This window comes from Streptomyces sp. OZ13, assembly GCF_052068155.1.
In the GTDB taxonomy this organism is placed as follows: Bacteria; Actinomycetota; Actinomycetes; order Streptomycetales; family Streptomycetaceae; genus Streptomyces.
The window spans coordinates 501,711-516,821 of the sequence record NZ_JBQHCZ010000004.1 but is presented as its reverse complement, the minus strand read 5'-3'; the positions used below and the strand labels follow the sequence as shown (position 1 = coordinate 516,821).

The 15,111-nt window shown below is 69.8% G+C and carries 13 protein-coding genes; 7 read left to right on the top strand and 6 right to left on the bottom strand.

The window, feature by feature from the left end; all coding sequences use genetic code 11:
• The first annotated feature begins 250 nt into the window (after positions 1-250).
• From ACTMTU_RS12665 to ACTMTU_RS12640, 6 genes are all read left to right on the top strand, one after another.
• Complete coding sequence (locus ACTMTU_RS12665; RefSeq protein WP_441263559.1) at positions 251-2,626, top strand: SulP family inorganic anion transporter; 2,376 nt, start codon at positions 251-253, stop codon at positions 2,624-2,626.
• 225 nt (positions 2,627-2,851) lie between these two features.
• Positions 2,852-4,807: an acetate--CoA ligase gene (acs, locus tag ACTMTU_RS12660; protein ID WP_441263558.1), complete on the top strand. Its 1,956-nt coding sequence runs from the start codon at positions 2,852-2,854 to the stop codon at positions 4,805-4,807.
• A gap of 192 nt (positions 4,808-4,999) precedes the next feature.
• Positions 5,000-6,397, top strand: a complete 1,398-nt coding sequence (gene nhaA / locus ACTMTU_RS12655) for a Na+/H+ antiporter NhaA (RefSeq protein WP_441263557.1) — start codon at positions 5,000-5,002, stop codon at positions 6,395-6,397.
• A gap of 55 nt (positions 6,398-6,452) precedes the next feature.
• A complete protein-coding gene (locus ACTMTU_RS12650) occupies positions 6,453-6,959 on the top strand; it encodes a phage holin family protein (RefSeq protein WP_441263556.1) in 507 nt (168 codons plus the stop codon).
• Between the two features lie 55 nt (positions 6,960-7,014).
• Positions 7,015-7,962 (top strand): alpha/beta fold hydrolase, encoded by a 948-nt coding sequence (locus ACTMTU_RS12645; protein WP_441263555.1) that lies wholly within the window; start codon positions 7,015-7,017, stop codon positions 7,960-7,962.
• Positions 7,963-8,088: 126 nt separating this feature from the next.
• Positions 8,089-8,280 (top strand): hypothetical protein, encoded by a 192-nt coding sequence (locus ACTMTU_RS12640; RefSeq protein ID WP_005314416.1) that lies wholly within the window; start codon positions 8,089-8,091, stop codon positions 8,278-8,280.
• A gap of 51 nt (positions 8,281-8,331) precedes the next feature.
• Here the strand turns inward: ACTMTU_RS12640 and ACTMTU_RS12635 are convergent, their stop codons facing one another.
• The 3 genes from ACTMTU_RS12635 to nth form a co-directional block, all read right to left on the bottom strand.
• Positions 8,332-9,540 (bottom strand): MarP family serine protease, encoded by a 1,209-nt coding sequence (locus tag ACTMTU_RS12635; RefSeq protein WP_441263714.1) that lies wholly within the window; start codon positions 9,538-9,540, stop codon positions 8,332-8,334.
• Between the two features lie 115 nt (positions 9,541-9,655).
• Positions 9,656-10,393 (bottom strand): NUDIX hydrolase, encoded by a 738-nt coding sequence (locus tag ACTMTU_RS12630; protein ID WP_441263554.1) that lies wholly within the window; start codon positions 10,391-10,393, stop codon positions 9,656-9,658.
• A 58-nt stretch (positions 10,394-10,451) separates the two neighbouring features.
• Positions 10,452-11,270, bottom strand: a complete 819-nt coding sequence (gene nth / locus ACTMTU_RS12625; RefSeq protein WP_441263553.1) for an endonuclease III — start codon at positions 11,268-11,270, stop codon at positions 10,452-10,454.
• Between the two features lie 316 nt (positions 11,271-11,586).
• Between nth and ACTMTU_RS12620 the strand changes: the two genes are divergently transcribed.
• Positions 11,587-12,261: a Crp/Fnr family transcriptional regulator gene (locus ACTMTU_RS12620; protein WP_005314425.1), complete on the top strand. Its 675-nt coding sequence runs from the start codon at positions 11,587-11,589 to the stop codon at positions 12,259-12,261.
• Between the two features lie 108 nt (positions 12,262-12,369).
• Here the strand turns inward: ACTMTU_RS12620 and ACTMTU_RS12615 are convergent, their stop codons facing one another.
• The 3 genes from ACTMTU_RS12615 to ACTMTU_RS12605 form a co-directional block, all read right to left on the bottom strand.
• Positions 12,370-13,254 (bottom strand): prohibitin family protein, encoded by an 885-nt coding sequence (locus ACTMTU_RS12615; protein WP_441263552.1) that lies wholly within the window; start codon positions 13,252-13,254, stop codon positions 12,370-12,372.
• A 153-nt stretch (positions 13,255-13,407) separates the two neighbouring features.
• Complete coding sequence (locus ACTMTU_RS12610) at positions 13,408-14,244, bottom strand: MBL fold metallo-hydrolase (RefSeq protein WP_441263551.1); 837 nt, start codon at positions 14,242-14,244, stop codon at positions 13,408-13,410.
• Entirely contained in the window at positions 14,241-15,107 is an 867-nt protein-coding gene (locus tag ACTMTU_RS12605) for an NUDIX hydrolase (protein ID WP_441263550.1), read from the bottom strand. The genes ACTMTU_RS12610 and ACTMTU_RS12605 overlap by 4 nt, the downstream gene beginning before the upstream one ends.
• Positions 15,108-15,111 lie beyond the last annotated feature (4 nt).

Sequence of the window (15,111 nt, the reverse complement as noted above, 5' to 3'; positions counted from 1 at the left end):
GGCGGTGCATACGGAGCCGTCAAAGTCGCATCGAGATGAGCGGAGAGGGCGGGCGACGAGCCGTTATGAAATTACTAATCACCACATCGGGTGAAACGTTGCCCTATTTGCACGGGAAATAATGCCCGAGTCTTTACTCTGCATTACGATCCATTTACCGAACGTTTGAAGTATCCCGCCGCTGCACGCCGTGACCCACGGCCGCGTCCCCCCATTCCGCGACCGCGCCGCCCCGGAGGAGACGGGAATCATGTCCTACGCCCTTACGCGTACCGACGACGCTTCTCACCAGCCCGAAGACCCCCACGAGAACGACCCCGCCCGCACGAACCTGCTGTCCCCCGCATCACGCTTCCAGCGCCCGCACGGTCCGCCGTCCGGCAACGACCGCCGCTTCCGCATCCACGGCGCCGATGTCTCCGCGTCCGTCGCCGTCTTTCTGATCGCACTCCCGCTGTCTCTCGGCATCGCACTCGCGACCGGCGCGCCGCTCCAGGCCGGTCTCGTCGCCGCGGCGGTCGGAGGCATCGTCGTCGGCCGGCTCGGCGGAGCACCGCTCCAGGTCAGCGGCCCCGCCGCAGGACTGACCGTCGTGACGGCCGAGTTGATCCAGCAGTACGGCTGGCGCACCACATGCGCCATCACCGTCCTCGCCGGCCTGTGCCAACTCGCCCTGTCCGCCCTGCGGGTGGCCCGGTCGGCACTCGCCGTGAGCCCCGCGATCGTGCACGGCATGCTCGCGGGCATCGGCGCCACGATCGCCCTCGCTCAACTCCACATCGTCCTCGGCGGCACACCCCAGAGCTCGGCCGTGAGCAATGTGCTCGGCCTGCCTGCCCAGTTGGCCGGCCTCCACCCGGCCGCGCTGTCCGTCAGCATCCTGACGGTCGCCGTGCTGCTGATCTGGCCGCGGGTGCCCGGGCGCGCCGGCAGGATCGTCCGGAAGATCCCCGCCGCCCTCGCGGCAGTGGCCGCCGCCACGGCGCTCGCGGTCTTCGCCGGACTGCACCAGCCGCGGGTCGACCTGCCGTCCTGGCGTTCGCACGCGCTGCCCGAACTTCCCGAGGGTCCGGTGCTCGGCCTGCTCGCCGCGGTCCTCACCATCACGCTCGTCGGGAGCGTGGAGTCACTCCTGTCGGCCGTCGCCATCGACAAACTGGTCGCCGCCCGTAAGAAGCCGACCGTACGCATCCCTCGCGCCGATCTGGACCGTGAGCTCGCGGGGCAGGGCGCCGCGAACATGGTGTCCGGGGCCCTCGGAGGGCTGCCCGTCACCGGCGTCGCGGTGCGCAGCTCCGCGAACGTCTCGGCGGGCGCCGTGAGCCGCAACTCCACCATGCTGCACGGCCTGTGGGTCGTGGTGGCGGCTCTGCTGCTGGTGCCGGTCCTCGATCTGATCCCGCTGGCCGCACTGGCGGCGCTGGTCATGGTCGTGGGTGTCCAGATGGTCAACATCACGCATCTACGCAGCGTGAAGAAGAACCGCGAGATGCTGGTCTACGCGGCCACGCTGACGGCCGTCGTCCTCACCGGAGTGCTGGAAGGCGTCGTCATCGGCGTCGCTGTGGCCGTGGCAGTCGCGCTGCACCGGCTCACCCGCACGCGGATCACCGTCGAGGAACGGGACGGTGTGCATCGGGTGCGCGCCCGAGGTCAGCTGACGTTCCTCGCCGTGCCCAGGTTGAGCCGGATGCTGAGCCAGGTGCCCCACGGAGCCCCCTGCGTGGTCGAGTTGGACGGCTCTTTCATGGACCACGCCGCCTATGAGGCCCTGCACGACTGGCAAACGTCCCACTCCTCGCAAGGCGGCACGGTCGAGGTGACCGGGCGGGCCGGCGGCCGGATCAGCGAGCCGGCCGACGAGACCCACGGCTGCTGCCGGCCCTGGACCCCTTGGCGCAACCACCATTGCGACGACCGGCCCCGTGACACGGACACCCATCACCTGGCCAACGGGTTGAGCTCCTTCCAGCGCAACACCGCCCCATTGGTACGCGATGAGCTGGCCCGGCTGGCACGCGAGGGCCAGCGGCCGTCCCAGCTGTTCATCACCTGCGCGGACTCCCGGCTGGTGACCAGCATGATCACGGCGAGCGGACCGGGTGATCTGTTCACGGTGCGCAATGTGGGCAATCTCGTGCCGCTGCCCGGCGAGAAGGGGGCGGACGACTCCGTCGCAGCCGCGATCGAGTACGCCGTCGACGTCCTCGAGGTGGATTCGATCACCGTCTGCGGGCATTCGGGCTGCGGCGCCATGCAGGCCCTGCTGAACAGCCCGCCGGACGGCACCGCCACACCGCTCGCCCGCTGGCTGCGGCACGGACGTCCCAGCCTTCAGCGGATGAAGAACCGCCACCGCTCCTGGGCCAGGATCTCCGGCCGCATGCCCACTGACGCGGTGGAGCAGCTCTGCCTGACCAACGTGGTCCAGCAACTCGAGCACCTGAGGGCCCACGAGTCGGTGGCCCGACGACTCGCCGAGGGCTCGCTCCAGTTGCACGGCATGTACTTCCACGTCGGCGAGGCACAGGCGTACCTCCTCACGAGTACGGCGGAGCAGGAGATCGACGAGGTCTTCGACAGAGTGGCACCGGCACCGTCCGCGCTCGAGAAGTCGCACAGCTGAGGCGTGCGACAGACCTGCTCGACGGCACGCCTGGACGGCAGGGATGAACCCTGAGCGGTCCCCGTCCGTGAGAACGTGTGGCCCCTCGTCCCCACCGCCCGGGGACGAGGGGCGCCCACAGGTCTAAACCAATATCCGGAAGGCCCTTGTCACCCGGCCCTCCGGCTGATGAGCTATGGCCTGGGACACATACGCACAGAAGACGCCCTGGGAAAGGGAGATGTCGTGAGCAACGAGAGCCTGGCCAACCTTCTTAAAGAAGAGCGGCGGTTCCCCCCGCCGGCCGAGCTGGCAGCGAACGCCAACGTGACGGCGGAGGCGTACGAACAGGCCGCGGCGGACAGGCTTGGCTTCTGGGCCGAGCAGGCGCGACGGCTCAGCTGGGCCACCGAGCCGACCGAGACCCTCGACTGGACCAACCCGCCCTTCGCCAAGTGGTTCGCCGACGGCAAGCTGAACGTGGCGTACAACTGCGTGGACCGCCACGTCGAGGCGGGCCACGGCGACCGTGTCGCCATCCACTTCGAGGGCGAGCCCGGCGACGGACGCGCCATCACCTACGCCGAGCTCAAGGACGAGGTCTCCAAGGCCGCCAACGCCCTGCTCGAGCTGGGCGTCCGCAAGGGCGACCGGGTAGCCGTCTACCTGCCGATGATTCCCGAGGCAGCCGTCGCGATGCTGGCCTGCGCCCGCATCGGCGCCGCGCACTCGGTGGTCTTCGGCGGCTTCTCCGCGGATGCGGTCGCCTCACGCATCCAGGACGCCGACGCCAAGCTCGTCATCACCTCCGACGGCGGCTACCGCCGCGGCAAGCCGAGCGCCCTCAAGCCCGCGATCGACGAGGCGGTGAGCCGCTGCCCGCAGGTCGAGCACGTACTCGTCGTGCGGCGCACCGGTCAGGAGACCGCCTTCACCGAGGGCCGCGACGTGTGGTGGCACGACATCGTCGGCCGGCAGTCCCCCGAGCACACCCCCGAGGCCTTCGACGCGGAGCACCCGCTCTTCATCCTCTACACCTCGGGCACGACGGGTAAGCCGAAGGGCATCCTGCACACTTCGGGCGGCTACCTCACCCAGACGGCGTACACGCACCATGCCGTGTTCGATCTCAAGCCCGAGACGGACGTCTACTGGTGCACCGCCGACATCGGCTGGGTGACCGGCCACTCGTACATCGTGTACGGCCCGCTCGCCAACGGTGCGACGCAGGTGATGTACGAGGGCACCCCCGACACCCCGCACCAGGGCCGCTTCTGGGAAATCGTGCAGAAGTACGGCGTCACGATCCTCTACACGGCGCCCACCGCGATCCGTACGTTCATGAAGTGGGGCGACGAGATCCCCGCCAAGTTCGACCTGAGCAGCCTGCGTGTCCTCGGCTCCGTCGGCGAGCCGATCAACCCGGAGGCGTGGATCTGGTACCGGGAGAACATCGGCGCGGGCAAGACCCCGGTCGTGGACACCTGGTGGCAGACGGAGACGGGCGCGATGATGATCTCGCCGCTGCCCGGGATCACCGCGGCGAAGCCCGGTTCGGCGCAGCGCCCGCTGCCCGGTATCTCGGCCACCGTCGTGGACGACGAGGCGAACGAGGTGCCCGACGGGGGCGGCGGCTACCTGGTCCTCACCGAGCCGTGGCCGTCGATGCTGCGCACCATCTGGGGAGACGACCAGCGGTTCCTCGACACCTACTGGTCGCGCTTCGAGGGCAAGTACTTCGCGGGCGACGGCGCCAAGAAGGACCAGGACGGCGACATCTGGCTGCTCGGCCGGGTCGACGACGTGATGCTGGTGTCCGGGCACAACATCTCGACCACCGAGGTGGAGTCGGCCCTCGTCTCGCACCCGAAGGTCGCGGAGGCCGCGGTCGTGGGCGCCACGGACGAGACCACCGGTCAGGCCATCGTCGCCTTCGTGATCCTCCGCGGTTCGGCGACTGAGGACGACAGCCTGGTCAACGACCTGCGCAACCACGTCGGCACGACGCTCGGGCCGATCGCCAAGCCCAAGCGGATCCTCCCGGTGGCCGAGCTGCCGAAGACCCGCTCCGGCAAGATCATGCGGCGACTGCTGCGCGACGTCGCCGAGAACCGCCAGCTGGGAGACGTCACCACGCTGACGGACTCCTCCGTGATGGATCTCATCCAGTCGAAGCTCCCCAGCGCACCCAGCGAGGACTGACCCGGTATTCGGTGAATGGGCCCCCGGACGCACCGGGGGCCCATTCCTGCTCGCGGCTCCGCTCCCGAACGCCCGGGGCGGCCTTCTGTAGAGTGAGGAACGCGTCAATGACGTGATGAGCATTCCAAGGTGCGCCGGGAAGTCTGGTCGGCAAGTGTTTTGTCCTGCCCACCAGCACGGAGGTTCCATCTCGTGGCCGCGCCCAGCCCCACGCCCCGCAAGGTCCTCGGACGCCTCTCCCTGCCGGAGAGGAACTACGTCGCGGACGCTCTGCGCACGGAGACGGTCGGCGGAGTACTCCTGCTGCTCGCGGCGGTCGCCGCGCTGATCTGGGCGAACACTCCGCTGGGCGACAGCTACACCTCGGTGAGCGACTTCCACATCGGCCCCGCGTCGCTGGGCCTCGACCTGTCGATCGAGCACTGGGCGGCCGACGGGCTGCTCGCGATCTTCTTTTTCGTCGCCGGCATAGAGCTCAAGCGCGAACTGGTCGCCGGCGAGCTGCGCGACCCGAAGGCCGCCGCCCTGCCCGTGATCGCCGCGCTGTGCGGCATGGCGATGCCCGCGATCGTCTACCTCGTCGTCGCCACCGCCGGTGGCGGTTCCGCCGCCGGATGGGCCGTCCCGACCGCTACCGACATCGCGTTCGCGCTGGCCGTCCTCGCGGTCATCGGCACCTCGCTGCCGTCGGCGCTGCGCGCCTTCCTGCTGACCCTCGCGGTCGTCGACGACCTGTTCGCGATCCTGATCATCGCGGTCTTCTTCACGAACGACCTGAATTTCGCGGCCCTCGGCGGGGCCGTCGTCGGCCTCGCCGTGTTCTGGCTGCTGCTGCGCAAGGGGATCCACGGCTGGTACGTGTACGTGCCGCTGGCCCTCGTCGTGTGGGGGCTGATGTACAACAGCGGCGTCCACGCCACCATCGCCGGTGTGGCGATGGGTCTGATGCTGCGCTGCAGCCGGCGCGAGGGCGAGGAGCACTCGCCGGGCGAGCACATCGAGCATCTCGTGCGGCCGCTGTCCGCCGGCATCGCCGTGCCGCTGTTCGCACTGTTCTCCGCGGGGGTGGCCGTCACCGGCGAGTCCCTCGCCGATGTCTTCACCCAGCCGGAGACCCTCGGTGTCGTCCTCGGTCTGGTGGTCGGCAAGGCGGTCGGCATCTTCGGCGGCACCTGGCTGGCCGCACGCTTCACCAAGGCGGAACTCAACGAGGACCTCGCCTGGCCCGACGTGCTGGCGCTCGCCACGCTCGCGGGCATCGGCTTCACGGTCTCCCTGCTCATCGGCGAACTCGCGTTCACCGGGGACGCGACGCTCACGGACCAGGTCAAGGCCTCGGTCCTGATGGGCTCGCTGATCGCCGCAATCCTCGCGGCTGTTCTGCTCAAGCGCCGGGTACGCGTCTACCAGGCGCTGGCGGCCGAGGAGGAGCGCGACGAGGACATGTCCGGCATCCCGGACATCTACGAGCAGGACGACCCGGCGTACCACCTGAGGATGGCCGCGATCTACGAGGAGAAGGCGGCTGAGCACCGCAGAAGGGCGGAAGCGGCCGGGGTGTCGAGCGACGGCGGCGACAGTCCGGCATGATCTGACATCGGACCGTACAAACACCGGCCCCGTGGAAGAGGAGAGGGAGTCAGCGATGAGCGACCCCGGCAACACCACAGCGAACGCTGTCGGCGCCGACCGCAGTCTCGGCCAGCTGGTCGCCTCGGCGACCGCCGAGATGTCCGCGCTCGTACACGACGAGATCGCGCTGGCCAAGGCCCAGCTGCGGCAGGACGCGAAGAAGGCCGGGATGGGAGGCGCCGCGTTCACCGCGGCCGGCGCGGTACTGATCTTCTCGTTGCCGATGCTGAGCTTCGCGCTCGCCTACTTCATCCACATGTGGAGCGGCGGCTGGCATCTGGCGTACTGCTTCCTGCTCTCGTTCGCGGCCAACATCATCGTGGCCGGTCTTCTCGCCCTGATCGGCGTGATCTTCGTCAAGAAGGCGAAGAAGGGCAAGGGCCCGCAGAAGACGGTCGCCTCCGCCAAGGAGACCGCCGCGGTGCTGGGCAACGCCAAGCCGCATCCCCGCCGTGTGGAACTGACCAAGGCCCCCGGGAGCACGGCGTCGGACCGGGTTTCGGACAAGGTTTCGGCGTGATCCTCGACAGGAGGGTCGCGAACGCGGTGTGCCGCGTTGTGGGACGCTCATCAGCATGACGGTCCCTGATTCCGGCCCCGGCAGTCCCGCCGCACTCGGTAGCCCCGTACGCCTCGACGGTCCCTGGACCCACCGCGACGTGGCCGCCAACGGTGCCCGCTTCCATATCGCCGAGATGGGCGACGGACCGCTGGTGATGCTGCTGCACGGCTTTCCGCAGTTCTGGTGGACATGGCGGCACCAGCTGACGGCGCTCGCCGACGCGGGGTACCGGGCCGTGGCGATGGACCTGCGCGGCGTCGGCGGCAGCGACCGGACGCCCCGGGGCTACGACCCCGCCAACCTGGCGCTCGACATCACGGGTGTCGTGCGGTCGCTGGGTGAACCGGACGCGGCGCTGGTGGGGCACGACCTCGGCGGCTATCTGGCGTGGACGGCCGCGGTGATGAGGCCGAAGCTGGTGCGCCGGCTCGCGGTCTCCTCGATGCCGCATCCCCGGCGCTGGCGCTCGGCGATGCTGTCCGACTTCGCGCAGAGCCGCGCGGGTTCCTACGTGTGGGGCTTCCAGCGTCCGTGGATCCCGGAGCGCCAACTGGTGGCGGACGACGCCGCCTTGGTCGGTGAGCTGCTCGAAAACTGGTCCGGGCCGAGGCCGCTCGAGGAAGAGGCCGTCGACGTCTACCGGCGGGCCATGTGCATCCCGTCGACGGCGCACTGCTCGATCGAGCCCTACCGGTGGATGGTGCGGTCGCTGGCCCGGCCCGACGGGATCCAGTTCAACCGCAGGATGAAGCGTCCGGTACGGGTTCCCACCCTGCATCTGCACGGTTCCCTCGATCCGGCGATGCGGACGCGGAGTGCGGCCGGTTCCGGCGAGTACGTCGAAGCGCCGTACCGGTGGCGGCTGTTCGACGGCCTCGGCCACTTCCCGCACGAAGAAGATCCGGTGGCGTTCTCGAACGAGCTGATCAGCTGGCTCAAGGACCCGGAGCCCGACCGCTAGGCCCGCAGGGTGATTTCGTACACCACGAGAACGGTTGTGCTGCGAACAGCCACATGCCTGCCGCATAGGCCAATTGGCGGCCCACCGGACGGTTACCGACCATGGGGCACGGGCACACGTCCGGGTATGGGCTGGACGCACGACTACGGTGACGCAGCACGCAACCGCCGCTCGGCCGGCAGGCCGATCATCCACGAGACAGGTGGACTTCCGAGCGAGGATCACGCCCCTCCGGGCCAGGGGATGGGGATCCCGCGCATCCTGAAGCGCCGTGCACGCTGGGTGTCCGCGCGCCTGCGGCACCATCCCCGGGACTGACCGCCTCACAGCGGGCATGTCCGCGGGCATCCGCGCCCTTTCCACCGTCCCCTAGAGGGCGCAGCCCTGGCTGTCGACCTGTTGGTTGGCGGTGCGGCCGAGACTGATGTCCTCGCGGATCTCATCGGCCGTCAGGGCGTAGCCGGTGTCGGCGTCGTCGAGGGACCTGGCGAAGATGACGCCATAGACCTTGCCGTCCGTCGTGAGCAGCGGGCCGCCGGAGTTGCCCTGACGCACGGTCGCGAACAGTGAGTACACGTCGCGGCGGACGGTGCCCCGGTGGTAGATGTCGGGGCCGTTGGCGTTGATGCGGCCGCGGACGCGGGCGGAGCGGACGTCGTACGAGCCGTTCTCCGGGAAGCCCGCGACGATCGCGCTGTCGCCGCTGCGGGCGTCGCCCTCCTCGAAGTCGGCGAACTCCAAGGGGCGGGCCTTGAGGTCGGGCACGTCCAGGACGGCGATGTCGCGCTCCCAGTCGTAGAGGACGACCTTGGCGTCGTAGAGGCGGCCCTCGCCGCCGATCTGCACGGTCGGTTCGTCGACGCCTCCGACGACGTGGGCGTTGGTCATCACACGGCGTTCGTCGAAGACGAAGCCGGTGCCTTCGAGGACCTTGCCGCAGCTCGGAGCCGTGCCGACGACCTTGACGATGGACTGCTTCGCACGCGCCGCCACGGGGCTGCCTACGAGCGCCGGGTCGGGCGCCTGGACCTCGGTGATGGGCTCGTTGGCGAACGGGCTGAAGACCTGCGGGAAGCCGTTCTGGGCGAGCACGGACGAGAAGTCCGTGAACCACGTGTTGGCCTGATCGGGCATCACACGTGACACCCCGAGCAGCACCTTCGAATTGCGGACCTCCTTGCCCAGGGTGGGCAGTGAGGTGCCGGCGAGCGCCGAGCCGATCAGCCAGGCGACCAGGAGCATCGCCACGACGTTGACCAGGGCGCCGCCGGTGGCGTCCAGCGCGCGGGCGGGCGACCAGGTGATGAACCGGCGCAGTTTGTTGCCGAGGTGGGTGGTGAAGGCCTGGCCGACGGAGGCGCAGACGATCACGATGACGACGGCGACTATCGCGGCGGTGGTGGACACTTCGGAGTCATCGGTCAGTGCGCCCCAGATCACCGGGAGCAGATAGACCGCGACGAGTCCGCCGCCGAGAAAGCCGATCACCGAGAGGATGCCGACGACGAAGCCCTGGCGATAGCCGACGATCGCGAACCACACGGCGGCGACCAGCAACAGGATGTCCAGCACGTTCACCGTCATTTGCCTCGCAGTGTCGTCGCCGGTGCTCTGTCCGGCTGGGGTGTGGCCACGGCGCACTGCCGCTTCGGACGTGACGCCCCCGCCGGGAGCGCATCACTGGGTCAGCCTGTCATGCGTGCCAGTCGAGCGGGACCTCCTTGGTGCGGTCCCATGGTCGTTCCCAGCCTGCGAAGTGCAGGATCCGGTCGATCACTCCGGCCGTGAAACCCCAGACCAGAGCGCCTTCGACCGTGAACGCGGGCCCTGCGTGACCGCGCGGATGCACGGCCGTCGCACGGTTGGCCGGGTCCGTGAGATCTGCCACGGGCACGGTGAAGACCCGCGCGGTCTCGGCGGGATCGACCGCTCCGACCGGGCTCGGGGTGCGCCACCATCCCAGTACGGGCGTGACGACGAAACTGCTCACCGGGATGTAGAGCTTGGGCAGCACGCCGAAGGTCTGCACTCCTGTGGGGTCGAGCCCGGTCTCCTCCTCGGCCTCCCGCAGCGCGGCGCGCAGCGGGCCCGTGGTCGCCGGGTCGCCGTCCTCGGGGTCGAGCGCGCCGCCGGGGAAGGAGGGCTGCCCGGCGTGCGAGCGAAGGGTTCCCGCCCGCTCCATGAGCAGCAGCTCCGGGCCCTTGGCCCCCTCGCCGAAGAGGACGAGGACGGCGGACTGGCGGCCGTGGCCGCTCTCCGGCGGAAGGAACCGGCTGAGCTGGTGGGGCTCGACGGTTTCCGCCGCGCGGACGACGGGCCCGAGCCAGTCGGGCAGCCCTTCGGTGGTGACGACCACGTCACCGTCCACGATCACCTTGCCGTCGTCGTGCTGCTCGAACCGCTGGTACGTGTCTTCTCCTGTGCGTGTCATCGGCACCCCCTCACGGGCAACGTGCCGGAGGGCCTCGTTCGTTCCGTCGGCGGTGACGTCACTCGATCGGGCCCATGGCGGGTGCCGGCTCTCCGGGATAGTCAGGGGGCGGCTTTAGGCGCTGGCCGGGCCGGCCGCCCATCTCGTACTTCAGGAGTTTCCTGGCCTTCTCGGGGTCGGTCTCGCCCTCCCCATAGGCAGGGCAGAGGTGCGTGATCGGACAGGCGCCGCAGGCGGGCCGGCGTGAGTGGCAGACACGGCGGCCGTGGAAGATCACCCGGTGCGAGAGCATCGTCCACTCGCTCTTGGGGAAGATCGTGGCGATCTCGGCCTCGATCTTCACCGGGTCGTCCTGATCGGTCCACTTCCAGCGCCGGGCGAGGCGCATGAAGTGGGTGTCCACGGTGATACCCGGGACGCCGAAGGCGTTGCCGAGGACCACGAAGGCGGTCTTGCGGCCCACGCCGGGCAGGGTGACCAGGTCCTCCAGCCGGCCGGGGACCTCGCCGCCGAAGTTGTCCCGGATGGCGGCAGAGAGGCCCATGATCGATTTGGTCTTGGCGCGGAAGAAGCCCGTCGGGCGGATGAGCTCCTCGACCTCCTCCGGCTGCGCCGCCGCCAGATCCTCCGGCGTGGGGTACTTGGCGAAGAGCGCGGGGGTGGTCTGGTTGACCCGGAGGTCGGTGGTCTGCGCGGACAGGACCGTGGCGATCAGCAGCTGGAAGGCGTTCTCGAAGTCGAGCTCCGGATGGGCGTACGGATAGACCTCGGCGAGCTCGCGATTGATGCGGCGGGCACGCCGGACCATGGCCAGTCGCGTTTCCGGTTTGGGCGTTTTCTTCCTTTTGTCGGAGCTGGGCGACTGCTGTTCGCCCACGGCGGAATTCTGCTTACCGGACACGCTGCCAGCCCCCTCGGCCTGTGCTCTCACCGGCGAATTGGACACCCGGCCAGCCTAAAGGCCCCCACCGACATCCGCCCCGGCCCCCCGTAATCCGGCCCCGATCGGGCCCCTGCCGTAGGGAGAGACGCGCCGGTACGTCAAACTTGTTGTGATTGATCGCACGATTGTTTACTACCGGGGTCCGTTCCCCGGTGGTGCCCCACGGGGGCACAGTGTCCCCGGGCCGGCACAGCACAGTCCGGCATCATGGGACCAACGTCCCCTGAGCAGGTCGACAAGGAGAGAACTCGTGGACGACGTTCTGCGGCGCGCCCCGCTCTTCGCGGCGCTCGATGACGAGCAGGCCGCGGAGCTCCGCGCCTCGATGAGTGAAGCGACGCTCGCCCGCGGCGACGCGCTCTTCCACGAGGGCGAACCGGGCGACCGCCTCTACGTGGTCACCGAAGGCAAGGTCAAGCTGCACCGCACCTCCCCCGACGGCCGCGAGAACATGCTGGCGGTCCTCGGCCCCGGCGAGCTGATCGGCGAGCTGTCCCTCTTCGACCCCGGGCCGCGCACCGCGACCGCCACCGCCCTCACCGAGGTCAAGCTCCTCGGCCTCGGCCACGGCGACCTCCAGCCCTGGCTGAACGTCCGGCCCGAGGTGGCGACGGCACTGCTGCGCGCGGTCGCCCGCCGGCTGCGCAAGACCAACGACCAGATGTCCGACCTGGTCTTCTCGGACGTGCCGGGCCGTGTCGCCCGGGCGCTCCTCGACCTGTCGCGCCGCTTCGGCGTGCAGTCGGAGGAGGGCATCCACGTCGTCCACGACCTCACCCAGGAGGAGCTGGCCCAGCTGGTCGGCGCCTCCCGCGAGACCGTGAACAAGGCGCTGGCCGACTTCGCACAGCGCGGCTGGCTGCGGCTGGAGGCCCGTGCGGTGATCCTGCTGGACGTCGAGCGGCTGGCCAAGCGCTCCCGCTGAGCCACGGATCGCCGGGCTCACCCGCGCCGACCCGCGCACCGAGCACATGCACGAGGGGCCGCCCGCTTCATGCGGGCGGCCCCTCGTGCGCTGTTCAGCCCTTGCTGCTCACCTCTTGCTGCCGTCCACGATCAGCGGGTTCCCCGTGCCGGTGCCGCACGGAACCGCGTACACGGGGTTCTTCGCCGCCGCCTCCTTGAAGGCCTCGATGCACTGGTTGGCGAGCACCCTGTCACTGAGCGAGTCGTTGAGGATCTTGTTGGCCTTGGCGATGCCCTCGGCCTCGATCCGGCGGCGCTCGGCCTCCGCCGTGGCGGTCCGCGCCGCCTCCGTCGCCCGCTCGGTCGCCTGCTGCTGCTGGATCTTGCGGTCGATCTGCTCCTGCAGCTGCTCGGACGGCCGCACATTGCGCAGGTTGACGGTGGTGACGGCGATCCCGCGGGGCGCCAGGCGCTCCTTGATCAGGTCGCCGATCTCCGCGTTGATCTTCTCGCGTGCGGAGGTGTAACCCTCCTCGCTCGTGTGACGGGCGAAGACGTTACGGATGATCTCCCGGCTGTCGGGGAAGACCAAGCGCTGCTGAATGGCGTCCTCGCTGCCCGCGAGCCGGTACAGCTCGACCGCCTTCGCGGGGGTGACCGCCCACTTCACGGTGACCTCCACGTACATCACACCGCCCTGCGAGGAGCGCACCTCGACCACGTCCTTGTCGGAGAGGTTGAGGTCCACGGGGCGGGTGGAGAAGGTGGTGACGTTGGTGAACGGTGACGTGATGTTCATGCCCGAGTTCATGGGCGAGCCGACCTTGCCGAAGGTGACGGGCACACCGACCTCGTAGGCGCTGATGACGTGGACACAGCTGGCTATGCCCGAGAAGAGGCCGGCGATGAGCGCGCCCACCGCGCCGAGCTTGAGCCCCTTGTTGTCGCCGCCTCTGGCGACGAGGTACATCACCGCCGCGGCGATGACGAGGATGACGAAGAGTACGAACACGGTTTCCCCCCGGGAACGAATGCCGCAAGTAAGCGGAGCGTAAAGCATCGCTCGCACCACGACGCCGGAGGATGGCCGGCCGGTTCCGTCCGTGCCGAGGACCGCGCAAAGGCGCCGGTGCGGCCGCTCCGGCGAGCTGCCCCCGTCCGGCTGTCAGGGGCCGATCAGCCCGTGCTCCCGCAGGTACTCCAGCTGTGCGCGCACGGAGAGCTCCGCGGCGGGCCACAGCGACCTGTCCACGTCCGCGTACACCTGGGCGACCACCTCGGAGGGGGTGGTCCAGCCGTCCTCGACTGCCGTCTCCACCTGGGCGAGCCGGGTCGCGCGGTGCGCGAGGTAGTACTCGACGGCGCCCTGGGCGTCGTCGAGAACCGGCCCGTGGCCCGGCAGCACGATGTGGATGCCGTCATCGACGGTGAGCGAGCGCAGCCGCCGCAGGGAGTCGAGGTAGTCGCCGAGCCGTCCCTCCGGGTGCGCGACGACCGTCGTGCCGCGGCCGAGGATCGTGTCGCCGGTCAGTACGGCCCGGTCGGCGGGCAGATGGAAGCTGAGGGAGTCCGCGGTGTGCCCCGGGGTGGGGACGACCCTCATCTCCAGGCCGCCCGTGGTGATCACCTCACCGGGGGCGAGCCCCTCGTCGCCGAGCCGCAGCGCCGGGTCGAGGGCCCGGACGTTCGTACCGGTCAGTTCCGCGAAACGGGAGGCGCCCTCGGCGTGGTCGGGATGGCCGTGGGTGAGCAGGGTGAGGGCGATCCGCTTGCCCGCGCGTTCCGCCGTGGCGATGACGGCCCGCAGGTGCGTGTCGTCGAGCGGTCCGGGATCGACGACGACCGCGAGCTCGGAGTCCGGCTCGGAGACGATCCAGGTGTTGGTCCCGTCGAGGGTCATGGCGGACGCGTTCGGCGCGAGGACGTTGACGGCACGGGCGGTGGCGGGCCCCGACAGCACACCGCCGCGGGGCTGCCCCGGCAGAGTGGCTGCGTCGGTCATCGCGGACCTCCCGTGGAGACGTGCTTGGTGAACTCCTCGTGCCCCGGCCAGCTGAGGACGACCTCGCCGTTCTCTAGCCGGGCCTTGGCCAGCACCGGGGTCATGTCCTGGCTCGCCGCCGCCGCCAGCGCCTCGACCGACGTGCGGAACGCCTGGAGCGTCCGCAGCGTCGCGACCGTCGGCGGCATCATCAGCAGCTCACCCTTGTCGTACCCGTCCGTGGCGTCGGCAGGGCTGATCCAGACCGTCGACTCCGCCTCGGTCGACACATTGCGGGCGCGCTGGCCCTCGGGCAGGGCGGCCACGAAGAACCAGGTGTCGTAGCGGCGTGGCTCGAACTCCGGCGTGATCCAGCGCGCCCAGGCGCCCAGCAGGTCGGACCGCAGCACGAGGCCCCGTCGGTCGATGAAGTCCGCGAAGGACAGGCCGCGGTCGACCAGTGCCTGCCGGTCCGCCTCCCAGTCGTCGCCCGTCGTGTCCCCGACGACGGTGTCGGGAGTGGGGCCGGCCAGCAGGATGCCCGCCTCCTCGAACGTCTCCCGCACCGCGGCGCACACGATGGCCTGCGCGGACGCCGTGTCGTCGACTCCGAGGCGCTCCGCCCAGACGTCCAGGGAGGGGCCGGCCCAGCGCACCGGCCGGTCGTCCCTCGGGTCCACACCGCCGCCCGGGTAGGCGTACGCGCCTCCGGCGAAGGCCATGGAGGCGCGTCGTCGCAGCATGTGGACAGCGGTACCGTCGGGGGTGTCACGCAGCAGCATCACCGTGGCGGCCCGCTTGGGGACCACGGCGGTGAGCTCACCGGCGGCGAGTGCGCGGATACGGTCGGGCCATTCCGGCGGGTACCACTGACCATTGGACATGGGC

Bases quoted from the DNA above. Each gene is read 5' to 3' on its own strand.
- ACTMTU_RS12610 (WP_441263551.1), bottom strand. From the start codon at position 14,244: ATGACCGACGCAGCCACTCTGCCGGGGCAGCCCCGCGGCGGTGTGCTG.
- ACTMTU_RS12630 (WP_441263554.1), bottom strand. From the start codon at position 10,393: ATGACACGCACAGGAGAAGACACGTACCAGCGGTTCGAGCAGCACGAC.
- ACTMTU_RS12665 (WP_441263559.1), top strand. From the start codon at position 251: ATGTCCTACGCCCTTACGCGTACCGACGACGCTTCTCACCAGCCCGAA.
- ACTMTU_RS12605 (WP_441263550.1), bottom strand. From the start codon at position 15,107: ATGTCCAATGGTCAGTGGTACCCGCCGGAATGGCCCGACCGTATCCGC.
- ACTMTU_RS12645 (WP_441263555.1), top strand. From the start codon at position 7,015: ATGACGGTCCCTGATTCCGGCCCCGGCAGTCCCGCCGCACTCGGTAGC.
- ACTMTU_RS12640 (WP_005314416.1), top strand. From the start codon at position 8,089: ATGGGCTGGACGCACGACTACGGTGACGCAGCACGCAACCGCCGCTCG.
- ACTMTU_RS12650 (WP_441263556.1), top strand. From the start codon at position 6,453: ATGAGCGACCCCGGCAACACCACAGCGAACGCTGTCGGCGCCGACCGC.